Source organism: Pseudoalteromonas sp. SM9913 (assembly GCF_000184065.1).
Lineage (GTDB): Bacteria > Pseudomonadota > Gammaproteobacteria > Enterobacterales > Alteromonadaceae > Pseudoalteromonas > Pseudoalteromonas tetraodonis.
This window is the reverse complement of record NC_014803.1, coordinates 2,258,676-2,283,593: the sequence shown is the minus strand read 5'-3', so window position 1 is coordinate 2,283,593 and position 24,918 is coordinate 2,258,676. Positions and strand designations below refer to the sequence as shown.

Below are 24,918 nucleotides of genomic sequence, written 5' to 3'. Positions count from 1 at the left end.
ACCCTACAAGGGGGTCGAAACTAACTCTTGAGAATCAGGGGTAACCACTAAATACGAACCTTGAGTATACCAATCGCCCAATACTGTGCGAGTAAGCGTTTGGTTATTAACTTCATAGGTATGTACATCAGGGCGGTGAGTATGGCCGTGGATCATATTAGCCACGTTATGTTTGGCGAAGGTTTCGAGTACTGCGCTTTGCACTACATCCAGTATTTCTATAGGTTTGTCTGCTTGGCTAAGTTTACTTTTTTCACGTGCATCACGCGCTATTTTTTTACGATACCACAATGGCATAGCAAGCATAAGTTTAGGCCACCACCAACCACGGCTCTTTCGACGAAACTTTTGGTACTCAACATCCTGGGTACACATTTCATCACCGTGCAAAATGACAGTAGGAGTGCCGTAGAGGTCGATCACTGTTTGCTCATTCAGTAAGGTCATTCCTGCCATATTGGCGTACTGTTCTCGCATGATAAAGTCGCGATTACCGTGTACAAAATAAATAGGAATACCTAAGTTATTAACCGCTTTTAGCTGTTCTGCCACTGCCGCTGAGAGTTCGCTAACATAATCGTCACCAACCCACACTTCAAAAAAATCACCTAAAATATATAGGGCGTCTACTTTTTGAGGAGTAATATGGGCGTGTAAAAATTTAAAAAATGCCGCTGTAATATCAGGGCGATTTTCACTCAAATGTAAATCGGCGATAAAGTAGGTTTGGCGAGTCATGGTGATTCCATTTAGATAAAAGCGGGTGAATACCCGCTTTATGTATTCTTTGAAGAATAATGCGGTCTTAGCTGACAGTTACACTTTCAATTACCACATCTTCAAGTGGTACATCTTGGTGGAAGCCATTGCTGCCTGTAGCAACACCTTTGATTTTATTTACTACGTCCATGCCTTCTACTACTTCAGCAAACACACAGTAACCCCAGCCCTGTGATGTTTCACTGCTGTGGTTTAAAAAGTCGTTGTTATTCACGTTAATGAAAAATTGCGCTGTAGCCGAGTGTGGATCAGGCGTGCGTGCCATTGCTAATGTACCTACTTTGTTAGATAGGCCGTTGTTCGCTTCATTTTCAATTGGGTCGTTTACTTCTTTTTGTTCCATACCCGGTGCAAAACCACCGCCTTGAACCATAAAACCATCAATTACACGATGAAAAATAGTGCCGTTATAAAAACCTGAGTTTGCATACTCTAAAAAGTTTTTTACTGTATTTGGAGCTTCGCTTTCGTGCATTTTAATGGTGATATCACCAAAATTTGTGTGTAGAACAACCATGAGATTTCCTATAGCTGGTTTGAATATTGACGCTATTTTATCGTAGTTGACCCAGATTAACAAAGAGCTTTGATAAACCGCTAGAGCCCATGCTTAGCAAGTGGTAACATAGCTTTTCTGTTAATCGTGAAGGAAAGCAACTAAATGGTACAAATATACAACACACTGACACGCCAAAAAGAAGAGTTTAAACCTATGGTCGATGGAAAAATCGACATGTATGTGTGTGGTATCACCATTTATGATTACTGTCACATTGGCCATGCACGCACATTTGTGGGTTTTGATGTAATTGTTCGCTACCTTCGCCACTTAGGTTACGATTTAAAGTATGTACGTAATATTACCGATGTTGATGATAAAATTATCAAGCGCGCAAATGAAAACGGTGAGGCGATTAACGACTTAACCGTGCGTATGACTAAAGCCATGCATGAAGACTTTGACAGTTTAAATATGCTACGTCCTGATATAGAGCCAACCGTAACCGGCCACATGGATGAAATTATTGCTATGGTTGAGCGTTTGATTGCCAAAGGCCACGCTTATGTTGCAGCCGATGGCGACGTTTTATTTGATGTTTCTACCTTTGAGCAATACGGAGCTCTTTCGCAACAAGATTTAACCATGTTGCAATCAGGTTCGCGTGTTGAAGTAGCTCAAGATAAAGACGATCCTCTTGATTTTGTTTTATGGAAAAAAGCCAAAGCAGGGGAGCCGTCGTGGTCATCACCTTGGGGTGAGGGTCGCCCTGGTTGGCACATAGAATGTTCAGCAATGAGCTCTAAGCATTTAGGTGAGCATTTTGATATTCATGGTGGTGGTTCAGACCTACAGTTCCCGCACCACGAAAACGAAATCGCGCAATCGTGCTGTGCAAATAATGGCCAGTATGTAAATACTTGGATCCACACCGGTATGGTACAAGTGAACAAAGAGAAGATGTCTAAATCGTTAGATAACTTTTTTACCGTTCGTGAGGTATTAAAACAATATGACGCAGAGTCGGTTCGTTACTTTTTAATATCAGGTCATTACCGCAGTCAGCTCAATTACTCTCAAGAAAACTTAGACCAAGCACGTTCGTCTCTTGAGCGTATTTACACCGCATTACGTGGCGTTGAGCCAGTTGAATGTGAGCTTGAGGGTAATGAGTATGTGGCTAAGTTTAGAAAAGCCATGAATGATGACTTTAATTCGCCAGAAGCATTACCGGTTGTGTTTGAAGTTGCTAAAGAGCTAAATCGTGTAAAAGACAGTGATAGCGAAAAAGCAGGACATTTAGCCTTTATTCTACGTAGCTTAGGTGAAATACTTGGTATTGCTCAACAAGCACCAGAGGCATTTTTACAAGGCGGTCAAAACGACGATGAAGTGGCTGAAATTGAGGCACTGATTGTAAAACGTAATGACGCACGTGCCAGTAAAAATTGGGCTGCAGCAGATGAAGCTCGCGATGCTCTAAATGCGTTAGGTGTAGTACTTGAAGATTCAGCGGGAAAAACAACGTGGCGTAAAGCTTAGGGTTTGTTGAGCTTTGCGGATTTAGCCATAACGCGCTGAACACAAAAAAAGGGTTGCCATAGGGTAACCCTTTTTTGGTTATATCAATTGCATTAGATTGATTATGCTTTTAATAAAATTGATATTGTTGACCTCAATTATAGTTGAGGTTTTAAACTCGCATTCATCAATTTAAAAATGGAAAATTAATGAATATTTTACTTGCCATGATCCCAGCTTTTTTATGGGGAACGACTTATGCGGTAACTAAATACGCAACCCCAGAGTGGCCGCCAATCTTGCTAGGAGCCATACGCGCACTCCCTGCTGGTTTATTATTGTTGTTATTTAAACCTTCTTGGCCAACGGCTAAACAGTGGCCAGGCATTTTTCTAATAGGCGCAATCAATATTGCGTTGTTTTTTAGTTTTATTTTTGTAATGGCGATTAATTTACCTGCTGCGATTGCAGGTGTCGGTATGGTGTCTGTACCGGTAGTGGCATTATTGTATGCCTGGCTTGTTAAACGGCAACAGCCAGCGTTAGTGCAAGGATTTTGTGCCCTTGCTTTATTAGTTTTAGCATGGCGCTTATTTGACCCACAACATATTGCACTTAATTTATTGGGAGTAGTGGCACTGATAGGGGCGCTATTGACTATTGTTATAGGCAGTACGCTGGTAAAAAAAGTGACCGCTAAAGTGCACTGGTGGACAGTATTAACGTGGCAATTAATCATTGGTGGCAGTTTGCTAGCGATTGCTGCTGCAATACAGGCTTTTTATTTTGCTCCCCAGCAGTATCAATTTTTAACTGCATCAATAAATACAACCCAATGGCTGGCGCTATTTTGGCTGGTGGTGCCTAACACTGCTTTAGCCTATATTTTGTATGTTTGGTTATTAGGGCGAATGACAGTGGTTGAATTTACTTTTGGCACTATAGCTAACCCAATTGCCGGCATTTTATGTGCAGGGTTATTGATTAACGAACAATATGAAAGTTGGCAGTACGCGATTATGTTATTAATGATCGTATTTTCGGTATTGCCACAAGGCTTGGACTTAATAAAACGAAGAATGATGATACAAAAAGCCCGCAATTAAGCGGGCTCTTCATTACTTTATTTTTTGTTTATTAGCTGTGATATTTTTCACACGCTTCTAGCGTATTTTCAATTAAGCTGGCAACCGTCATTGGGCCCACACCGCCTGGTACAGGGGTAATAAAGTCAGCTTTTTGCTCTGCGACGGCGTACTCTACATCACCCACTAATTTACCGTTGTCTAAACGGTTAATACCTACATCAATAACAATGGCGCCGTCTTTTATCCAATCGCCAGGAATAAATTCAGGTTTACCCACTGCTACAACCAGTAAGTCAGCACGGCGTACATGCGTTTCTAAATCTTGGGTAAACTTATGGCAAACAGTGGTGGTACATCCGGCGAGTAACAGCTCAAGTGACATAGGTCGACCCACAATATTAGAGGCACCAACAACCACAGCATGCATGCCTTTGTAACGTACGCCGGTTGAATCTAGTAAAGTAATAATACCCTTAGGTGTACATGGACGAAGAGCAGGCATACGCTGTGCTAATCGGCCAATATTATAAGGGTGAAAACCATCAACGTCTTTGTGTGGAGTAATACGCTCAAGAATTTTTTCTGCATCTAAGCCCTCTGGTAAAGGGAGCTGCACTAAAATACCATCAATTTCACCATCAACATTCAACTCATCAATTAATGCTAATAGCGCTTGCTCTGTGGTGTCTGCTGGTAAGTCGAATGACTTAGAAATAAAACCAACCTCTTCACAGGCTTTACGTTTTGAACCAACGTAAACTTGGCTTGCTGGATCTTGTCCAACAAGTACCACAGCTAATCCTGGGGCTCTAAGGTTTTGTGCAACACGTTCTGAAACTCGTTCAGCCACTGCGCTACGTACTTGTTTTGCTACTGCTTTACCATCAATGATGTTTGCCGTCATGGGTGACCTTTAATTAGGTTAATTAACTTGATACCGATACATTTAAAAAACGAATGCATATATAGGGGTTAAAATGCCGATAAAGAAAACACCTTTATCTTACTCATTTTTTAATATGGCGACTATTTTCGCAGAAAAGCGGTTAAGCGCCAAGTTGCTTTTAAAGTATAAGCGCTCGAATTATAAAAAAGAGTTTAAATTTTATCCCTGTATCGTAATATTTGACCATTATGAACTAAAAATGAGCAATTGATTTGTTTTCTTAAAAAAACGTTTGACCTAACCCAGTCAAATCACTATTATGCACCCCGTTGTCAACGAGGACACTCGCAGACAATAGTAAGTATCGGCGATTAGCGCAGTTTGGTAGCGCACTTGGTTTGGGTCCAAGGGGTCGCAGGTTCAAATCCTGCATCGCCGACCATTTTTTATGTTTATTCATAACAATTTAACTTACTAGTGAACTATGAAGTTTTCGATGCGCCCATAGCTCAGCTGGATAGAGCAACGCCCTTCTAAGGCGTCGGTCGAAGGTTCGAATCCTTCTGGGTGCGCCATTTTGAAAACACTGTAATGCCGTGGTGATTGTAGCTCAGTTGGTAGAGCCCCGGATTGTGATTCCGGTTGTCGTGGGTTCGAGCCCCATCAGTCACCCCAATTTACAAAAAGAATATCGGCGATTAGCGCAGTTTGGTAGCGCACTTGGTTTGGGTCCAAGGGGTCGCAGGTTCAAATCCTGCATCGCCGACCATTTTCCCCTAAGTAAAACACATCTAAATTCTACTTTTATTACACAACATCCTTAATTTTTTCTTTATTAATCGTATTTTCACTTAATTAGTCTGTTTTTTATTCGCTTAGTCGTTATCTACCCTGATCTACCCCAAATAATTGCCCCCTACACTCGACTATCATAAATATTAGGTTATAATGCCGCGTCTATTTGTTTAATAATATAGTGCCCTAAGGGCAGAGCAGCAATGGTATCTCCTGGTAGCGACGGATTTTTTTAAGCCCCAAAGCTTGAATTTTATCAAGACGCCTATAGATTACTTTGTTTGTAAGGAAGGCGAACAGTCGCCAAAATTGAATATTGAGGTAAATCATGCAAGTTTCTGTTGAGACGACTCAAGGCCTTGAGCGCCGTCTGACCATCACCGTTCCTGCAGAGAACGTTGAGACCGAAGTAAAAAAACGCTTACAACAACTGTCAAAAACGCAGCGTATCGACGGTTTCCGTGCTGGTAAAGTTCCAGTATCAGTAATCAACAAGCGTTTCGGACCAGCTGTTCGTCAAGAAGTTGCTGGCGAAGTAATGCAACGTAATTACATTGAAGCAATTGTTGCTGAAAAAATTAACCCTGCAGGCGCACCAACATTTGCTCCTAAAGCACTTGAAGCAGGTAAAGATTTAGAATTCTCAGCAACATTTGAAGTTTACCCTGAAGTTGAAGTTCAAGGTTTAGAGAAAATTACTGTTGAAAAACCAGCGGTAGAAGTTACTGACGAAGATTTAGCTAACATGCTTGAAACACTTCGTAAGCAACACGCTTCTTGGGCTGATGTTGATGCAGCGGCTGGCGCAAACGACCGTGTAACGGTTGATTTCGTTGGTACTATCAACGGCGAAGAATTTGAAGGCGGCAAAGCTGAAGACTTTCCATTAGAACTTGGTCAAGGTCGTATGATCCCGGGTTTTGAAGATAACATCGTTGGTAAAAAAGCAGGCGAAGAAGTGGTTGCTGATGTAAACTTCCCTGAAGATTACCATGCTGAAAACTTAAAAGGTAAAGCGGCTCAATTCACTATCACAGTGAAAAAAGTTGAAGCGCAAGAATTACCTGAATTAAGCGATGAGTTTGCAACTAAATTCGGTGTTACCGAAGGCGGCGTAGACGCGCTTAAAGAAGAAGTTAAAAAGAACATGACGCGTGAGCTAGACCAAGCGGTTAAAGCTAACGTTAAAGACCAAGCAATCAAAGGTCTTTTAGAGCAAAACGAAGTTGAAGTGCCTAAAGCATTAATCGACCAAGAAGTTGACGCACTACGTCAGCAAGCTGCTCAACGTTTTGGTGGCAATGGTCAAAACATGCCAGAGCTTCCAGCTGAATTGTTCCACGAGCAAGCTGTAACACGTGTTAAAACTGGCCTATTATTAGGTGAAGTGATTAAAGCGAATGACATCAAAGTTGATGACGCTAAAGTTGAAGCATTGATTGCTACTGTAGCTTCTGCATACGAAGATCCAACTGAAGTAGTAGAATACTACAAAGCAAATGATCAACTAATGCAGCAAATGCGTAATGTAGCAATGGAAGAGCAAGCTGTTGAAGCTATTTTAGCTAAAGCAACTGTGACTGATGTTGAAAAAGCATTTGATGACATCATGAATCCACAGCAAGGTGCATAATAAGTCATTGACTTAAGCGCTCGCTAACGATTAAATGGCTCGTGTTACTCTGTTTATGCAGTGTGCCCGGGCCATTTTAGTTTGTGGTTCTTAATTAGCTAAAAATGATCATTATGCTTTTCTTAGAATAAGTATAAGCGCATAAGGAATTAAATAAGTATGAACACTGGTATGACAGATCCCCTAAACGCATTAGTCCCTATGGTTGTTGAGCAAACAGCTAAAGGCGAGCGCTCGTTTGATATTTATTCGAGACTATTAAAAGAGCGTATTATCTTTTTAACGGGCCAAGTTGAAGACAACATGGCAAACCTGATCTTAGCGCAAATGCTATTTTTAGAATCAGAGAACCCAGAGAAAGATATTTTCTTATATATCAATTCACCGGGTGGCTCTGTCACTGCGGGAATGGCTATTTACGATACAATGAACTTCATTAAACCAGACGTAAGCACAATCTGTGTAGGCCAAGCGGCTAGCATGGGCGCATTTTTACTGTCTGGTGGCGCGAAGGGTAAACGTTTTTGTTTACCAAATTCACGCGTGATGATTCACCAACCGTTAGGTGGATTCCAAGGTCAAGCGTCTGACTTTGAAATACACGCAAAAGAAATCCTGTCTATTAAAGACAAGTTAAATCGCTTAATGGCTGAGCATACTGGCCAACCGCTTGACGTTGTTTCACGCGATACAGACCGTGACAATTTTATGAGTGCAAGCCAAGCTGTAGATTACGGTATTGTTGACTCAGTATTTACTAATCGCGGTAGCAAGTAAGTATGCCTGCAAGCAGTGATGCTTGCTAATGAGAGTTACTATGCGAAAAACACTAAATTTTGGTATAGTTAAAGCGTATTAAAATAGCCACCAAGACTTTGGTGGCCAACGTAATAAAATGAGGTAGCTGAATGTCTGACACTCCTACAGACGGCGACAAAAGTAATAAATTGTTATACTGCTCTTTTTGTGGCAAAAGCCAGCATGAAGTTCGAAAGTTAATTGCAGGACCTTCAGTATACGTTTGTGATGAATGTGTAGAGCTGTGTAATGATATTATCAGGGAAGAAATTAAAGACATCGCGCCTAAGCATGATGCCGCTGACAAATTACCTGTGCCAAAAGAAATTCGTAACCACTTAGACGACTACGTTATTGGTCAAGACCATGCGAAGAAAGTATTGTCTGTAGCGGTTTACAATCACTACAAGCGTTTACGCAATCAATCAACTAAACAAGACGTTGAACTAGGTAAAAGTAATATTTTATTAATTGGCCCAACCGGGAGTGGTAAAACATTATTAGCTGAAACGTTAGCTCGTTTACTTGATGTGCCGTTTACTATGGCCGATGCCACTACACTAACCGAAGCCGGTTATGTAGGTGAAGATGTTGAAAACATTATTCAAAAGCTTTTACAAAAATGTGACTATGACGTAGAAAAAGCACAACGTGGTATTGTTTACATTGATGAAATTGACAAAATTTCTCGTAAATCAGATAACCCATCAATCACACGTGATGTATCAGGTGAAGGTGTACAACAAGCCTTACTTAAACTGATTGAAGGTACAGTGGCTTCTGTTCCGCCACAAGGTGGACGTAAACATCCACAACAAGAGTTCCTGCAAGTAGACACCTCTAAAATACTGTTTATTTGTGGTGGTGCATTTGCTGGTCTTGATAAAGTTATTGAGCAGCGTAGCCACAAAAACACCGGTATTGGTTTTGGTGTTGACGTTAAAGAGTCGGCGGCGAGCCGTTCTTTGAGTGAAACATTTAAAGATGTAGAGCCAGAAGATTTAGTAAAATATGGTTTAATTCCAGAGTTTATTGGACGTTTACCTGTGGTTGCAACACTGACAGAACTTGATGAAGCCGCGCTGGTACAAATTCTAAGTGAGCCTAAAAATGCCATTACTAAACAGTTTTCAGTATTGTTTGGTATGGAAGATGTTGAGCTTGAGTTTCGTGATGATGCACTGCGTGCTATTGCTCATAAAGCAATGGAACGTAAAACCGGTGCACGTGGCCTACGTTCAATCGTAGAAGGTGTATTACTTGATACTATGTATGAGCTGCCTTCAATTGATAACGTTAGCAAAGTGGTTGTTGATGAAACCGTTATTAAAGGCGAGTCTGATCCTATCTTAATTTATGACAGCAGTAATCAAGAACATGCTGCGGCAGATTAAATTCTGAGCGAATCATAAAAAAAGGGAGCCAATGGCTCCTTTTTTTATAATTAATTTAATCGAGTTAACAAAAATTGTTGAACTTTAATTAGGTTATCCCCATATACTTGAGTAATCTTTAAATAAATGAAGTGCAAAGAGAAAATACAATGACGCTTGAGAGAAACGATCGAGTCGAAATCCCTGTGCTAGCACTGCGCGATGTGGTGGTGTATCCACACATGGTGATCCCGCTTTTTGTAGGCCGTGAAAAATCAATAAAATGCCTTGAAGCGGCAATGGATAAAGACAAACAAATTTTCTTAGTTGCACAAAAAGATGCAACTGTAGATGAGCCTGAGAAAGACGATATTTATCGTGTTGGGACAATTGCGACTGTACTTCAATTATTAAAGCTGCCCGATGGTACAGTAAAAGTATTAGTTGAAGGCACGCAGCGTGCAAATATCGAAGAGTTTGTTGATAACGAAGACTTCTTTGTTGCCAATGCACAGTTTATTGAATCTGATTCAGTGAATGAACAAGAACAAGATATTTTTATTCGCAGTGCATTAAGCCAGTTTGAAGGCTACGTAAAATTAAATAAAAAAATCCCACCTGAAGTCATGACCTCGGTATCGGGTATTGATGAGCCTGCGCGTCTTGCTGACACTATGGCAGCACATATGCCATTGAAAGTGCCTGAAAAACAAAAAGTACTTGAAATATCTAGCGTTACAGAACGTTTAGAGTACTTAATGGCGCTGATGGAAGGTGAAATAGACTTATTGCAAGTTGAGAAGAAAATTCGCACCCGCGTTAAAAAGCAAATGGAAAAATCGCAGCGTGAGTATTACCTCAATGAGCAAATGAAAGCGATTCAAAAAGAGTTGGGTGAAATTGATGACGTACCGGATGAATTTGAAGCGTTGAAAAAGCGCATTGAAGAGTCTGGCATGCCATCAGAAGCGAAAGAAAAAGCCACAGCTGAGTTAAATAAGCTTAAGATGATGTCGCCAATGTCGGCAGAAGCCAGTGTTGTTCGCTCATACATAGATACGTTAATTAACGTACCGTGGAAAAAGCGCTCTAAGGTGAAAAAAGACTTAGCCGGCGCGCAAAAAATATTAGATAGCGACCACCACGGCCTTGATAAAGTCAAAGAGCGCATTATTGAGTATCTCGCAGTACAACAGCGCACAAATAAACTTAAAGGGCCAATCTTATGTTTAGTTGGACCGCCAGGTGTAGGTAAAACATCACTTGGACAGTCTATTGCGCGTTCAACGGGTCGTAAGTACGTTCGTATGGCACTCGGTGGCGTACGCGATGAGGCTGAGATTCGTGGGCATCGTCGTACTTACATTGGCTCTATGCCTGGTAAGTTAATTCAAAACATGACTAAAGTGGGCGTTAAAAACCCATTATTCTTGTTAGATGAAATTGACAAAATGTCAGCGGATATGCGCGGTGACCCTGCATCAGCATTGTTAGAAGTATTGGATCCTGAGCAAAACAGTCACTTTGCGGACCATTACTTAGAAGTTGATTACGACTTATCTGATGTGATGTTTGTTGCAACCTCAAATAGCTTTAATATTCCAGGTCCTTTATTAGACCGCATGGAAGTGATTCGATTATCGGGTTACACCGAAGACGAAAAGCTAAATATTGCTAAAGAGCACTTAATTCCTAAGCAAATTAAGCGTAATGGTTTAAAAGCTAAAGAAGTTGAAATTGCCGACAGTGCCATCATTGGTATTATCCGTTATTACACCCGTGAAGCGGGCGTGCGTAATTTAGAGCGTGAAGTATCTAAGCTATGTCGTAAAGCGGTTAAAAATATCTTAATCGAAAAAGACACTAAAACAGTGACAATTGATGCAGATAACCTTGAAGAGTACTTAGGTGTGCAACGCTTTGATTATGGTAAAGCAGAAGATGGCGACCGTATTGGCCAAGTTACAGGCCTTGCATGGACAGAAGTAGGCGGTGACTTACTCACGATTGAATGCGCTGCAGTACCAGGTAAAGGCAAATTGACTTACACCGGCTCGTTAGGCGATGTAATGCAAGAGTCGATTCAAGCGGCAATGACCGTTGTTCGTAATCGTGCTGATGAGCTGCGTATTAATAGCGACTTTTATGAAAAACGCGATATTCACGTACACGTACCTGAGGGTGCAACACCTAAAGATGGCCCAAGTGCCGGTATTGCAATGGTAACGTGTTTGGTTTCAAGCTTAACCGGTAATGCGGTGCGCTCTGATGTAGCCATGACAGGTGAAATTACCTTACGTGGTGAAGTATTGCCTATTGGTGGTTTAAAAGAGAAATTATTAGCGGCTCACCGTGGTGGGATTAAAACGGTCATCATTCCAAAAATTAACGAACGTGACTTAAAAGAGATACCTGACAATGTATTGGCGGGTCTTGATATTCACCCAGTTACATGGATTGATGAGGTATTAAAGCTTGCTTTAGTGCATCCAGTTGATAGTTTTTCAGTCGAAACACCGAAAAAGCAGTAAAAAAGCCAAAAAAAGTGCTTTTAGGGGCTTTTCAAATCTAAACGGTATGATAAGTTAAGCACTGGTTTTCAAGCCTAGCCCTTGCAGGGCCTAGGCTTAAGAAAAATATAATCATATGAGCTTTAAATAAATGCTCAGAAATTTCAAAACAGTGATGTTAGTTTAAAAAAAACAATCGCTCTTGATAACAACAATGAAAGAGGATGATATTGTGAATAAATCTCAATTAATCGATCAAATCGCAGCTGATGCTGACATTTCTAAAGCGGCTGCAGGTCGTGCACTAGATTCATTCATCGAATCTGTATCTGGCGCGCTAAAAGATGGCGACTCAGTTGCACTTGTTGGTTTTGGTACTTTCTCTGTACGTGAGCGTGCTGCTCGTGCAGGTCGTAACCCACAAACTGGTGAAACGATTCAAATTGCTGCTGCTAACATCCCAGCTTTTAAAGCCGGTAAAGCGCTTAAAGACGCAGTAAACTAATCACTGTGTAAACAAATTAGTTATGGCGAGTGAACAATACGCTTAATTATTCTAATCGATGAATTAAGTTACTTCACCGCCAGTTACTTCAAGTGAAAAAGCGTATCTGGTAAGATACGCTTTTTTTACATATGACAAGGTAGAAAAGACCTTGGTCAGAAAAGAGATAAACAAATGCTTGAGAAAATCAGAGAAGGTTCGCAAGGGCCGGTAGCCAAAGTCATTTTAGGCGCGGTGATTTTATCTTTTGCCTTAGCTGGGATCGGTAGTTACTTAGGTCAAACCACAGAACAACCCGTTGCTGAAGTAAATGGAATTAAAATTAGCCAAACAGAATTTAGCCGTGCGTTTCAAAATGAACGTAGCCGCTTAGAACAACAATTTGGTGAATATTTTACCCAAATAGCAGCCGATCCAACTTATATGGCTCAAATACGTCAAGGCGTGATTGACCGTTTAGTACAACAAGAATTACAAAGCCAGTTAGCGACTGAGCTGGGTCTGCGTGTGAGTGATGAAAGTATTCGTCAAACAATTTTAGAGCTTCCTTATTTTAAAATTGGCGATCAATTTAATAACGACCGTTACTTACAAGTGATTCGTCAAATGAACTTCCAACCTGATTCATTTCGAGAGTACCTTCGTGATGATATGACACGTAGCCAGTTAGTGTCAGCGGTTGCAGGAACTGACTTTGCATTGCAAAACGAGCTTAAATCAGCCATTGCACTGCAACAACAAACTCGCAGCATTGATTATTTAGTCATTGATAAACAAGCAATGCAGGCTGATGTTGACGTTACTGATCAAGAAGTGGCTGATTATTACGAATTAAATGCAGGGCAATTTTTATCGCCAGAGCTTATTTCAGTTAATTACATTGAGTTAGATGCAGATGATATCGATGTTGCATCGGTAAGCGAAGACGACGTAAAAGCATATTATGAGCAGAGTAAAGCGCAATATGTTGAGCCTGAAAAACGTCGTGTATCACATATCTTAATTGATAACAGTGAAGATGACGATGCGGCAAAAGCGAAAGCTGAGTCTTTATTAGCACAGCTTAATGCGGGTGCTGATTTTGCACAATTAGCTGAATCGTCGTCAGATGATATTGTTAGCGCCGAAATGGGTGGTGACCTAGAGTGGATTGAACGTGATGTCATGGAGCCTGCATTTGAAGATGCTGCTTTTGCACTGCAAAACAAAGGTGATTACTCTGATGTAGTAGCCTCTGAATTTGGTTATCACATCATTAAACTTACAGACATTCAATCGCAGCAAGTTAAACCTTACGATGCCGTGAAAGCCGACTTACGTGCTGAACTTGAACAAGCTGAAAAAGTGGATGCGTTTTACGAGAAGCAAACAGAAATGGGTGCGTTAGCATTTGAGATTTCTGACCGCTTAGACGATGCTGCTGAAGTGGCGGGTGTTGAAGTACAATCTACACCGCTATTAGCACTGAGTGCGCTTCCTGAGCCGCTTAATAATCCTGCGGTTATAACCGCATTATCATCAGTTGAATTACTAGAAGATAAAGTAAACTCAGAAGTAATCGAACTAGGTAATGAGCACGTGATTGTGGTTCGTGTTAACGAGCATCAACCGGCTGCAACTAAAGCATTGAGCGAAGTAAGCGAGCAAATTAAAACACGCTTAGAAAACGAAAAAGCGTCGGATCTTGCTAAAGAAAAAGCACGTACCTTATTTGCACAAATCAAAGACGGTAAGAGCTTAAACGATGTTGCTGCTGAGCAGTCACTAAGTGTTCGTCAAGAGTCGCAACTTACTCGTGAAAGCTTTGCTGTTTCGCCTGCTATTGTTACTCAAGTATTTAAAATGGCGCACCCACGTGATGGCGCAGTTTATGATGTAGTTAACTTAAACAATGGTGATGCTGCCATTGTTGCGCTTAACTCAGTCACGGATGCACCTGTAAGTGACAGCATTGAGCCACAAATGAAGCAAAATATCACGATGGCCCAAGCACAGAAAAACTATACGGTATTTATTGAGTCGCTTAAGCAACAAGCGGAACTAAATGTACCAAAAGCAGCGCAACCTGCTGAATAAGTAATAGCTAAACTATAAAAGGCGCCAATTGGCGCCTTTTTTGTTTTTGTATTAACAGCTTAATAAGCGTTGAGTAACCTTTGACTGTGGGCTTTGAAAAATAGCTTCAGTGGGACCGTATTCAACAATTTCACCTTTATTGAGAACGACTAATTGGTCGCTAATATGACGCACTAAACTTAAGTGATGGGTGATCAAAATATAGGTTAAACCGGTTTCGAGCTGTAATTTAAGTAATAGGTTAACTATTTGCGCCCTCACAGAGGGGTCAAGCGACGAAAGTGCCTCATCGAGTACAACGACCTTGGGATCTAAAATAAGTGCGCGAGCGAGCGCTATACGCTGTAATTGCCCAATACTAAACATATGCGGATAGTATTGTTGGTGATCAACCAGCAAACCGACCTTAAGTAAAGTACTGCCAATTTTTTCACTGCGCTGATCTTTATCAAAATCGGTATTAAATTTTAGGCAATCGTCGAGCATTTCTGCAATGGTTAGTGCTGGGTTTAACGAGGTGGCGGAGTCTTGAAAAATCATTCGGATATAACGGCACTGAGCATCGCGCTGGCCGTTGTTTTCAATGGTGTTATTTTCTAATAATATTTGTCCGCTGTCTGCACTGTATGCGCCAACTAACAATTTAGCGAGGGTGCTTTTTCCTGAGCCGGTTTCACCAATAATGGCAATCGTTTCACCTTTACCAATACTAAATGAGATGTTTTTTAGTACATCAAATTTTTTACGGCTAAATAAACCTGCACGCATGTTAAAGGCTTTTGACAAGGCTTGAACTTTTAACAAGGGTTGCATTATTTTACTTCCTTGATCAATGGAAAGTGACACGCGTAACTATGGCCGTGGTGTTTAGAGAGTTTAGGGGCAACCACACACTCTTTTTGTGCTTGTGGGCAACGCGGTCCTAAACGACAACCAATCGGTAAATGTTGTAGTGTAGGTATAGTGCCTTTTAATGCATAAAAAGGTTCTTTATGGGCTAAGCCGTGCTCATAATCAGGTAAGCTTTTTAATAAAGCCTGCGTATAAGGATGACGCGGTTGGCTAAAAATACGGTGCGTTGGACCCGCTTCAACCATTTGTCCGCAATACAAAACATGAATACCATGTGACCAATTTACTATTTCTTCTAGCTCATGGGAAATCATCAAAATAGACATATTCTTTAGCTGATTCAAACTTTTTAATAATCGAAATACCTGCGCACGAGTGGTACTTTCTAGTGCGGTTGTTGGCTCATCAGCAATGAGCAATTTAGGTGTACGCGCAATGGCCATGGCTATCATGACTTTTTGACAAACGCCTTCAGAGAGTTCATGAGGGTAGCTATCAAGCACGGCTTCATGATTTTTAATGCCCACTTTGTGTATCAGTGCTTTTACACGATCTTTACGCTCTCGGTTGCGTTTTAAGAAAAACCCTTTGGCGGCCACTTCAGGCAGTGTTTCAGCGATTTGGTTAAATATTTTTGCAGTAGGGTCAAGGCAGCGACTTGGATCTTGGTAAATCATTGCAATGTCTTGGCTGACGGTTTTACGGCGCTGCTCTGGTGTGAGGCGCATTAAATCGACACCGCGCCAATGCATTCTATCGGCGGTTATAACCCAGCGTTCGTTAAGTACGCCTACAATGGCTTTTGCAATTAAGCTTTTTCCTGAGCCGGATTCTCCCACTAAGGCGTGTACTTCACCTTCTTTTAAACTAAAACTTACTCGGTCAACAGCGCGAATAGCAGTTTCAGACGTTTGCAGCTCTATGGTTAAATTTCGAATATCTAGTAAATGCATTTAATCTGCCTTACGCGCTTGTAAAACTTTGCGAAGTCCATCGCCCACCAAGTTTGTTGAAAGAACGGCTAAAAATAGCAGTACACCCGGAAGAGCCACCGTCCATGGCGCTAAATAAATAAGCCCTAAGTTTTCGGCCAAAATAGCACCCCATTCAGTGGTCGGCGGCTGTGCGCCAAGTTTTAAAAACCCTAGCGCAGCAATGTCTAAAATAGCAGTAGAAAGTGCCATAGTAAAAATAACCACAATATATTCATACACATTAGGAAAAATACCACGCGATAAAATATGCCACTTAGAGGCCCCATCGAGCCGATACGCTGTGACATAATCTTTACCCAGCTCATCAACGATTAGGTTTCTAATGGAATGAATAAACTGTGGTAACAGCGCTAAAATAATTGCCCAAACGGTATTCATTAATCCAGGACCGAGTATGGCAATAATAATAATGGCCAATAATAATGAGGGGATAGACAAGGTTACATCAAGTAAATGGTTCAAAAAGCTAGAGCGTATGCCTTTGCTAATACCAGCAAATGTACCGACTAACACACCAATTATGGTGGTAATTAGTGCAGCCACGACCGACAAGCCAAATGTATAAGTCGCGCCATTCATTAAGCGTGAAAGCACATCTCGGCCTAAGTCATCGGTGCCTAAAATAAACCGCACATCGCCCATTTCATTCCATGAAGGTGGCAGCAGTAGTGCATTACTGTGCTGTTGGTTTACTCCATAGGGCGCAAGAAACGGCGCTGTTGCAGCTAATATACTAAAGGCAATAAACACCCATAAACCCACCAAAGCAGGATGGTTATTTTTAAATTTGCGCCATAGTCTCGCTAATGGCGATTTATTTGAATCTTCTGAAAATAAATTAAACTTTGCCATGCGCTTGGTTCCGAGACAGAGGATCGAGTAGGGTGTATGTTAGTTCAGCTATAATTGTGGCAATAATAATAAAAAAAGAAACGGCCATTAACCCCCCTTGTATGGCAGGGTAGTCACGTTGATAAATACTGTCTATTAACCAACGGCCAATCCCCGGCCATGAAAAAATAACCTCGGTGATCATAGCAAGGGTGATTAAGGTGCTAAATTGCAAACCTATTTGCTTTATGACTGGCAGTAATGCATTTCTCAGGGCGTGATGAATAATAAGCTGTCCACGGTTAAGGCCTTTGGCGCGAGCTGTTTTGATAAAGTTTTGATCCATTACTTTTAACATTGATTCGCGAGTAAAGCGCACCAATACAGTAGTCGGATACATAGCCAGTACAATGGTGGGTAACGTTAGGTGATGCAGTGCATCAAGCATTGCCATGCCATTGTAGGGAAAATCAGCTAGTAAAATATCCAGTAAGATAAACCCCGTACTGGCAGGTATTTCATACAATAAGCTCACTCGCCCCGACATAGGAAACCAACCAAGTTTGAGCGAAAAAACCATAATTAGTAATAACGCGAGCCAAAAAATAGGCATAGAATAGCCAACCATAGCTGTTGAGCTAATTAATTTATCAGGCCATTGTTTATGATAAGCCGATGCTAAAATCCCGACAGGCACGCCAACCACAACCGAGATGACTAACGCATAAATACTCAGCTCTAAGGTCGCTGGAATTAAATCAACCACGTGAGCAAAAACACTATCTCCTGAGGCAAACGACACGCCCCAATCGCCTTGTACTATTCGCCCGACAAAGGCAATGTACTGCATAAAGTAGTTACTGTTAAACAGGTACTTTTCTTCTAGCTGTGCATTTTGAGTAAAGTTAGTGTCTTGTATGCCACTTAAGTTACTCAGTGGATCGCCAGGGAATAAGTAGCTCAGCGAAAAAGTAAAAATACTCAGTAATAACACCATGAAAAATAACAATCCGAGGCGGCGTAAAATATAATCGAATAACATTACTTCTTCCTCGCGTTAGCCAATGAAATAGCGCCAAATGGCCCGAGTGTGATCCCCTCAACATCAGCACTACTTGCCTGAAAACGCATGCCGTGGGCTATTGGGTATAAGGGTAATTGTTCGATGATCATACTTTGTGCAGCGTCGTAATATTGTTTACGTAAGTTTAAATCGGTCGTATCGAGAGCTTTAGTTAACAGTAAATCAAATTCAGGATTACACCAGTTCGCTGGGTTTTTGCCACTGAAGGTCGCGGTGCAGCTAAGTAACGGGCTAAAAAAGTTATCAGGATCAGGCGTATCTGCTGCCCAACCTAATAATACACTGTCGTGACGGTGCTCGCCTATGCGTTGAATAAAGGTGTTCCACTCATATTCGACAATATTAACGTTAACGCCAATTTTGCGTAAATCGCTTTGCATCAGCTCTGCCATTTTTCGTGCATTGGGGTTATAAATACGGCTGACAGGCATAGCCCAAATGCTCATATCAAACCCTTTTTCATAACCGGCTTCAGTTAATAGTTTTTTTGCCAGTTGTGGGTCGAAAATTGGCATGTTCTTTTGTGGTTCAAACGCCCACGACGTGGGTGGTAATATTGACCGCGCACGAAGTCCATTACCGTAGTAAACTGCCTGCATTATTTTTTCTATATCAATGGCATGCACTAAGGCTTGGCGTACTTTTAAGTTATCAAACGGAGGGCGTTCGGTATTAAATGCCCAATAACCTATGTTTAAGTTGGTTTCTCTTTCAACGTTAATATCATCTCGCTGAGCTAAAATACTCAACTGTGCACTGCTAGGATGCGCAGTTACGTCGCACTCTTTGGTAAGAATTTTAGCAATACGCGTGGTGCCATTAGGGGTAATGTCGTACACCAACTGCTCAAGTGCCACCTCATGTTTCCAATAGTCAGCGTTTTTATAAAAGCGTACTAAATGGTCTCGTCGGTATTCTTTGTAAATATAAGGACCGGTGCCAACTGGATATTGATCAAATAGGTTTTCTTGGTTGTTGGCTTTGAGCGCCATGGCATATTCTTTAGAGAGCACCACGGCGAAATCGGTCGCCATATTCGCTAAAAAACTGCTTTCTGCGTTAAATAATTCAAACCGAACTTGGTGATCAGACACCCTGACAATTTTACGAATAAGTTGGTCAATACCCACACTTTGAAAGTAGGGGTAATTCGCATCACCGACAAAGTGATAGGGGTTGTATACATCAAATAAACGACTGAAAGTGAAAATGACATCATCAGCGTTAAATTCGCGTGTTGGGGTAAAATACGCGGTGGTATGAAATTTAACACCTTTACGCAGAGTAAAAGTGACAGACTTACCGTCTTTGCTAATTTTCCAGTCGGTGGCTAGTTCGCTTTTAAATTCAGCAGTCACAGGGTCAATACTAATTAACCGGTCGTACAACTGGTTAGCAATAATATCGATGGTTGATCCTGTGGTTGTGACTTGTGGATTGAACGACACAGGATTTGCCTCAGCGCAATAAACGAGGCCTTGGTTTTTTTCTTCTAAGATTTCTTCTTTACTATCAATGCAACCTACTAAACTCAATGATAATAAAGCAAGTAATAATTTATGCACCCGCACAACCTCTACTATTCCAGCAAATTGTATTTTTTCAAATAACCACGTAATTGATGATACGTTAAACCAAGTACTTCTGCAGTCTTCTTTTGATTAAATTGGCTATGTTCTAATGCTTTTTTTATTAATGTGATCTCAAATTCATTAGAGAGTGTTTTTAAGTCACAAGGAAACTCAGGTTCTGCGTTACTCAAACTCGGTGTTACAGGCGCTTCTATGGGCTGGGTGTTAACAACTTCATTTTGCACAGCAACAGGGGCTTGTGTATGTTTAATACGTGCTTTAGGTCTAAAGCGGCTTTCGAATGGGTCTAGAATAATTTTATGCACAGGGATGTGTTCATTGCCGTGGCGATACAGACTTCGCTCCACCACATTTTTAAGCTCACGCACATTACCCGGCCACTCATAACTGAGTAAACTTTCTTGTGCATTGCGAGTAAAGCCACTAAATAACTCCCACTCTAAGTCGCGTGCCATATTCATTGCAAATTGCTCAGCCAGTAACATAATATCGTCTTGGCGTTCGCGCAGTGGCGGTAGAGTGATCACATCAAATGCGAGCCTATCGAGTAAATCGCTTCTAAATTCACCTTGCTGCGCTAAATGCGGTAAGTCTTCATTGGTCGCACAGACTAAGCGCGTATCTACTTTAACCGTTTGTTTGCCGCCAACACGCTCAAACTCACCATACTCAATTACCCTTAATAGCTTTTCTTGCACTAGGGCAGAAGTATTTGCCAACTCATCTAAAAATAAGGTGCCGCTATTAGCCCGCTCAAATCGGCCTTCATGGCGTTTACTTGCGCCAGTAAATGCACCACTTTCATGGCCAAATAATTCACTTTCGAGTAGATTTTCGTTTAATGCCGCACAGTTAAGTTTGACGTAACTTTGATCCCAGCGCTTGGATAAAAAGTGTAAACGTGCTGCAATAAGCTCTTTACCGGTACCACGTTCGCCAATAATAAGTACGGGTTTATCTAGGTTTGCTAGCTGCGATACCTGATCAAGAACCGATAAAAAGCTGTCTGATTGGCCGAGCAAATTATCCTGTTGGCGATATTGACTCATATTTCCTAACTCTTAGTCATTTTTACTAACAGTTAGTGTATTTCATTATGATTGATAACAAAAGCAATTTGTAATTTGGATTTAACTATTTGAAATTTATTGCTATTTTAAAATTAAAAAAGTTGGCAAGCATATTGATACTAATAAAAGCAGACACATTTAGATTAAATAATAGAGGTATATGTTATGGGAATTTTTTCACGTTTTGCAGACATTGTTAATTCTAATATCAATGCCATTTTAGATAAAGCAGAAGACCCTGAAAAAATGGTTCGTCTTATTATCCAAGAGATGGAAGATACACTGGTAGAGGTACGCTCTACATCAGCAAAAACACTCGCTGAGAAAAAAGAATTAGTACGTCGCGTAGACACACTAAAAGCCCAAGTAAACGATTGGCAAGACAAAGCCGAATTGGCACTGAGCAAAGATCGTGACGATTTAGCACGCTCAGCATTACTTGAAAAGCAAAAATCAGCCGACGCAGTTGCTGCGGTAGAAAGTGAACTTGACCATGTCGAGTCTCATATTGAGAAGCTACAACAAGAGGTAACTACGCTACAAGAAAAGCTAGCAGATGCTAAGGCACGTCAAAAAGCGATTATTTTACGTCAACGCTCGGCTGAGTCGCGCCTTGAAGTTAAAAAAGCGCTTGATAGTTCTAAAGTAGAGGATGCACTTAATCGCTTTGAACGTTACGAAACCAAAATTGATGGGCTAGAATCTCAAATAGAGTCTTATGATTTAGGTAAACAAACGTTAGCTGATGAAATTGCAGACTTACAAAAGAATGAAAAGATTGATGACGAGTTAGCTGAACTTAAAAAGAAACTCGCAAATAAATAAAACGATAATATCAGGGGCCACGTGCCCCTGACATCAACATAGAATACGGATTGTCAGGAGAGGATTATGTTTGATCCAGAGATACTAGTTGCCCCCTTTATCTTATTTATGATTTTTGTTGCGCCACTGTGGTTAATTTTACACTACCGTAGCAAAAAGCAAGTAAGCCAAGGGTTGAGTGAGCATGAGCATCGCCAATTATTGGAGCTTGCACAAAAAGCTGAAAAAATGGCTGATAGAGTTGAAACATTAGAAGCGTTGCTTGATCAAGAGTCACCTCAGTGGAGACAAAAAGTATGAACACTAAACGCGAATTATTCAGAGACCCACAACGCGGCAAAATAGCTGGCGTATGTGCCGGTTTAAGTGACTACTTTAATATGGAGTTATGGTTAGTTCGCATTATATTTGTTAGTGCGGTACTACTAACCGGTGGCCCATTATTTGTGGTAGCGTACATTGCAGCATGGTTTATTTTAGATAAAAAGCCTGCTGCAACACATAAAACGCATTCAACTTATAGTGATGACCCACTGGAAGTTAAGTTTAAAGTATGGCAAAAGGGCGAGCCACCTCGTCGTGCATTACAAGACTTAAAAGAGCGTTTAACACGTGTTGATGTTCGCTTACAAGAGATGGAACGTTACGTTACCTCAAGCGAATTTACGGTCAGTCGTGAAATTAATAAACTTTAAAGGATTGATAAGCACCTTGTTTGTAACGTGAACAATTACGGCAGATAGGGTGCAAAACACTTTATGAGCCAATCATTTGCAAAAAAGACCTTTAAAACCTTTAAAGGCAAAGCACAAAAAGCCCTGCACCGTAGTTTAGACCAACATGTTAAGCTTGCCGTAACGGGGTTGAGCGGCAGTGGTAAAACCGCGTTTATCAGTGCGTTAGTTAAGCACTTAACCTCTCAGGCGAATGACAACAACTTACCTTTTTTTGATGTGATGCGCGAGCATCGTCATATTGCCACTAAAATTGTGCCGCAAGAGGCATTAAACGTGCCCACCTTTGACTATAACCGTGCAATAAATGCTTTACTGCCAATGGAAGGTGATCCTGCATGGCCGGCGTCTACAGAGCGAATAAATACCCTGCGCTTGGCGATTAAATACCAAAGTAATGCGGGTCTGCGAGGTCATTTTTCACCGCAATCAACGTTATACCTTGATATTATTGACTATCCAGGCGAATGGCTGCTCGATTTACCTATGCTTGAACAAAGCTATACTGCGTGGTGTGAACAGCAATACCCATTATTAAATCAGTCTCCTCGCAGCGCTACCTCAGGCGATTTTTTACACGCCGTAGAGCAACTTGATTTACATGCGCCTGTGGATGAAAGTGAGCTTGCTAACATTGCACAACTTTATCAACGCATGCTAGTAGGGCTAAAAAAAGACACCAAACTTGCGATGTTACAACCCGGGCGAATGTTAATGCCAGGCGACTTGCAAGGTGCGCCGTTATTGTTATTTTTTCCAATTAATCCTGAAAAAATGAAAGACGATGTGGTGGCCGGTTCTAATTTAGCGCATTTAATTAAACGTTTTAATGCTTACGTGAAAGAAGTCGTTAAGCCATTTTATAATGAGCATTTTCGTCATTTTGACCGCCAAATTGTGTTGGTTGATGTACTCAGTGCATTAAATGAAGGCCATGAAACGTTGCATGAGCAAAGCCGTGTTATTAATCAATTGTTGGCACATTTTAGTTATGGGGAGTCTGGCTTTTTTAAACGTTTATTCAAACCGAATATTGATAAAATATTGTTTGCTGCTAATAAGTCAGATCACATCAGTGCTAAGCATCATAAAGCGTTAGCCTTGTTACTAGACTCGCTGGTCAAAGAGCAAAGTAATCATTTAAAGTTTGACGGTGTACAAATTGAAACTATGGCTATGTCATCAATTACCGCAACCCAACCTCGCCAAGTGGTTGATAAAGGTCAAACCCTTGATTGCGTTTACGGTAAACCTTTAAATGAGCATGAGTGGCTGACTTATTTACCACCAGAGCCGCCAAGTAGAATGCTTAATAAAAGTGAGTGGCCAGCGCAAGGGTTTGAATTTTTGTCATTTTCGCCGATGCCAAGCCCCGACAAACAACTTAAACATATTCGATTAGATCATGTGATGCAGTACTTGCTAGGAGATAAATTAACATGAGTGAGTCAACGCAACGCTTTCAAGCAGGGCGTCGTATTAGTGCACAAAGTATTGAGCAAAACGAGCCTGCGTTAACACCTGCTAAAATTATTGAACACGGACAAAGTGATTACACCTCTGAGCTTGAGGATGATGCGCTTGAGCCTGAAGTTGATTTAGAGCCGGTGTATAAAAAGTCAAAATGGCAAACGCTCAAAGGCTTGTTTGCGCTCAGCTTTATTATTTTAGTACTGCTAGAGTTTGGGTTTTCTATTGTGCTTGCTTATCAGCAATCGCTTATTTTGGGCAGTGTTTATTTAACCGCCGTGGTAAGCGCTCTGCTATTAATAACAAGATTGTTATGGCGAGAGTATCGGATGTTGCGCAGTTTAAAGCGTAATCAGCTGCATCGCCATGAAGCCGATAGGCTATTAAACAGTGAGCAAGTGGGTGGTGCACTCCCTTGGCTTGAAAAATTGAACAAGCACCAGCAGTTAGACAATTTTGAAAACTTTAAAAACCAAGTTGCTACGCACCATAGTGATAAAGAAATAATGACACTTTACGCTAATAGCCTACTGGTAACGCAAGACACCCAAGCTAAAAAGCTTATAAACCGCTTTGCAACAGAGTCAGCCTTATTAGTCGCATTAAGCCCTCTTGCGCTGGTGGATATGATAGCGGTGTTATGGCGCGGTACAAAATTAATTGAACAAATAGGTAAAATTTATGGCATTGGTTTTGGTTACGCCAGTCGTATTAAACTCTATCGAATGCTGTTAAAACAAGTCATGTTTGTAGGTAGTGCAGAGCTTGTATCTGATTTAGCTGCCACGGCACTTAGTGCTGAGCTATTAGGCAAACTTTCAGGGCGAGCCGCGCAAGGCGTCAGTGCGGGTATATTTACAGCACGTATAGGCTATAAAGCCATGGAATTAAGCCGACCCTTACCGCGTCTTGAAAATAAACGCAGCTTGTTAAAAGGCACTGTTCAAGGGATTGCGAGTAAAATTATGAGTCGCACTAAGAGAGCGGAGAGTAAATAGTTG

General features: G+C 41.2%; 22 protein-coding genes and 4 tRNA genes. 17 read left to right on the top strand and 9 right to left on the bottom strand.

The genetic code is table 11. The annotated features are described in order from the left end of the window. Window positions 1–3: 3 nt before the first annotated feature. Together PSM_RS10420 and PSM_RS10415 are read right to left on the bottom strand one after the other, a co-directional pair. Entirely contained in the window at window positions 4–738 is a 735-nt protein-coding gene (locus tag PSM_RS10420) for a UDP-2,3-diacylglucosamine diphosphatase (RefSeq protein WP_013465456.1), read from the bottom strand. Between the two features lie 67 nt (window positions 739–805). After that, entirely contained in the window at window positions 806–1,297 is a 492-nt protein-coding gene (locus PSM_RS10415) for a peptidylprolyl isomerase (RefSeq protein WP_013465455.1), read from the bottom strand. A gap of 144 nt (window positions 1,298–1,441) precedes the next feature. Here PSM_RS10415 and cysS point away from each other — a divergent pair, with 144 nt between their 5' ends. Together cysS and PSM_RS10405 are read left to right on the top strand one after the other, a co-directional pair. Continuing rightward, window positions 1,442–2,821: a cysteine--tRNA ligase gene (gene cysS, locus PSM_RS10410; RefSeq protein ID WP_013465454.1), complete on the top strand. Its 1,380-nt coding sequence runs from the start codon at window positions 1,442–1,444 to the stop codon at window positions 2,819–2,821. Window positions 2,822–3,009: 188 nt separating this feature from the next. After that, window positions 3,010–3,906 carry a DMT family transporter gene (locus tag PSM_RS10405; RefSeq protein ID WP_013465453.1) on the top strand — a complete coding sequence of 299 codons (897 nt, stop codon included), beginning with the start codon at window positions 3,010–3,012 and terminating at the stop codon, window positions 3,904–3,906. A gap of 31 nt (window positions 3,907–3,937) precedes the next feature. Here the strand turns inward: PSM_RS10405 and folD are convergent, their stop codons facing one another. After that, window positions 3,938–4,792 (bottom strand): bifunctional methylenetetrahydrofolate dehydrogenase/methenyltetrahydrofolate cyclohydrolase FolD, encoded by an 855-nt coding sequence (folD, locus tag PSM_RS10400; protein WP_013465452.1) that lies wholly within the window; start codon window positions 4,790–4,792, stop codon window positions 3,938–3,940. A gap of 347 nt (window positions 4,793–5,139) precedes the next feature. Here folD and PSM_RS10390 point away from each other — a divergent pair. The 10 genes from PSM_RS10390 (at window position 5,140) to ppiD (ending at window position 14,464) form a co-directional block, all read left to right on the top strand. Continuing rightward, window positions 5,140–5,216 (top strand) — tRNA-Pro (locus tag PSM_RS10390). Window positions 5,217–5,272: 56 nt separating this feature from the next. After that, a tRNA-Arg gene (locus tag PSM_RS10385) sits at window positions 5,273–5,349 on the top strand. A gap of 24 nt (window positions 5,350–5,373) precedes the next feature. Beyond that, window positions 5,374–5,449, top strand: a tRNA-His gene (locus PSM_RS10380). Window positions 5,450–5,466: 17 nt separating this feature from the next. After that, a tRNA-Pro gene (locus PSM_RS10375) sits at window positions 5,467–5,543 on the top strand. A gap of 354 nt (window positions 5,544–5,897) precedes the next feature. After that, window positions 5,898–7,202, top strand: a complete 1,305-nt coding sequence (tig, locus tag PSM_RS10370; protein ID WP_013465451.1) for a trigger factor — start codon at window positions 5,898–5,900, stop codon at window positions 7,200–7,202. A 159-nt stretch (window positions 7,203–7,361) separates the two neighbouring features. Beyond that, window positions 7,362–7,979, top strand: a complete 618-nt coding sequence (gene clpP / locus PSM_RS10365) for an ATP-dependent Clp endopeptidase proteolytic subunit ClpP (protein WP_013465450.1) — start codon at window positions 7,362–7,364, stop codon at window positions 7,977–7,979. Between the two features lie 131 nt (window positions 7,980–8,110). Beyond that, window positions 8,111–9,394 (top strand): ATP-dependent protease ATP-binding subunit ClpX, encoded by a 1,284-nt coding sequence (gene clpX, locus PSM_RS10360; RefSeq protein ID WP_013465449.1) that lies wholly within the window; start codon window positions 8,111–8,113, stop codon window positions 9,392–9,394. A gap of 149 nt (window positions 9,395–9,543) precedes the next feature. Then, on the top strand, window positions 9,544–11,904 hold the full coding sequence (gene lon, locus PSM_RS10355) for an endopeptidase La (protein WP_013465448.1): 2,361 nt from the start codon (window positions 9,544–9,546) through the stop codon (window positions 11,902–11,904). Window positions 11,905–12,088: 184 nt separating this feature from the next. Then, window positions 12,089–12,388: an HU family DNA-binding protein gene (locus PSM_RS10350; RefSeq protein WP_256872136.1), complete on the top strand. Its 300-nt coding sequence runs from the start codon at window positions 12,089–12,091 to the stop codon at window positions 12,386–12,388. A gap of 174 nt (window positions 12,389–12,562) precedes the next feature. Further along, window positions 12,563–14,464, top strand: a complete 1,902-nt coding sequence (gene ppiD / locus PSM_RS10345) for a peptidylprolyl isomerase (RefSeq protein ID WP_013465447.1) — start codon at window positions 12,563–12,565, stop codon at window positions 14,462–14,464. A gap of 51 nt (window positions 14,465–14,515) precedes the next feature. On the opposite strand, the gene PSM_RS10340 is transcribed toward ppiD, so the two are convergent. From PSM_RS10340 to pspF, 6 genes are read right to left on the bottom strand one after another with little or no spacing between them, the layout of a single operon-like run. After that, entirely contained in the window at window positions 14,516–15,277 is a 762-nt protein-coding gene (locus PSM_RS10340) for an ATP-binding cassette domain-containing protein (protein WP_013465446.1), read from the bottom strand. Beyond that, window positions 15,277–16,269 carry a peptide ABC transporter ATP-binding protein gene (locus PSM_RS10335; RefSeq protein WP_008111028.1) on the bottom strand — a complete coding sequence of 331 codons (993 nt, stop codon included), beginning with the start codon at window positions 16,267–16,269 and terminating at the stop codon, window positions 15,277–15,279. Before PSM_RS10335 ends, PSM_RS10340 begins: the two co-directional genes overlap by 1 nt. Next, the gene (locus PSM_RS10330; protein ID WP_013465445.1) at window positions 16,270–17,163 is read right to left on the bottom strand and encodes an ABC transporter permease subunit; all 894 of its coding nucleotides are present in this window, start codon (window positions 17,161–17,163) and stop codon (window positions 16,270–16,272) included. Continuing rightward, on the bottom strand, window positions 17,150–18,184 hold the full coding sequence (locus tag PSM_RS10325; protein ID WP_013465444.1) for an ABC transporter permease subunit: 1,035 nt from the start codon (window positions 18,182–18,184) through the stop codon (window positions 17,150–17,152). The genes PSM_RS10330 and PSM_RS10325 overlap by 14 nt, the downstream gene beginning before the upstream one ends. Further along, on the bottom strand, window positions 18,184–19,791 hold the full coding sequence (locus PSM_RS10320) for an ABC transporter substrate-binding protein (RefSeq protein ID WP_013465443.1): 1,608 nt from the start codon (window positions 19,789–19,791) through the stop codon (window positions 18,184–18,186). Before PSM_RS10320 ends, PSM_RS10325 begins: the two co-directional genes overlap by 1 nt. A gap of 14 nt (window positions 19,792–19,805) precedes the next feature. Further along, window positions 19,806–20,867, bottom strand: coding sequence for a phage shock protein operon transcriptional activator (gene pspF / locus PSM_RS10315; protein ID WP_013465442.1), 1,062 nt, complete (start codon window positions 20,865–20,867; stop codon window positions 19,806–19,808). 186 nt (window positions 20,868–21,053) lie between these two features. Between pspF and pspA the strand changes: the two genes are divergently transcribed. From pspA to PSM_RS10290, 5 genes are all read left to right on the top strand, one after another. Beyond that, window positions 21,054–21,713, top strand: a complete 660-nt coding sequence (gene pspA, locus PSM_RS10310; RefSeq protein ID WP_016899278.1) for a phage shock protein PspA — start codon at window positions 21,054–21,056, stop codon at window positions 21,711–21,713. A 66-nt stretch (window positions 21,714–21,779) separates the two neighbouring features. After that, window positions 21,780–22,013, top strand: coding sequence for an envelope stress response membrane protein PspB (pspB, locus tag PSM_RS10305; RefSeq protein ID WP_008111014.1), 234 nt, complete (start codon window positions 21,780–21,782; stop codon window positions 22,011–22,013). Further along, complete coding sequence (pspC, locus tag PSM_RS10300; RefSeq protein WP_013465440.1) at window positions 22,010–22,408, top strand: envelope stress response membrane protein PspC; 399 nt, start codon at window positions 22,010–22,012, stop codon at window positions 22,406–22,408. The genes pspB and pspC overlap by 4 nt, the downstream gene beginning before the upstream one ends. Before the next feature lie 63 nt (window positions 22,409–22,471). Further along, window positions 22,472–23,890, top strand: coding sequence for a YcjX family protein (locus tag PSM_RS10295; RefSeq protein WP_013465439.1), 1,419 nt, complete (start codon window positions 22,472–22,474; stop codon window positions 23,888–23,890). Further along, the gene (locus PSM_RS10290; protein ID WP_013465438.1) at window positions 23,887–24,915 is read left to right on the top strand and encodes a TIGR01620 family protein; all 1,029 of its coding nucleotides are present in this window, start codon (window positions 23,887–23,889) and stop codon (window positions 24,913–24,915) included. Before PSM_RS10295 ends, PSM_RS10290 begins: the two co-directional genes overlap by 4 nt. Window positions 24,916–24,918: the final 3 nt, after the last annotated feature.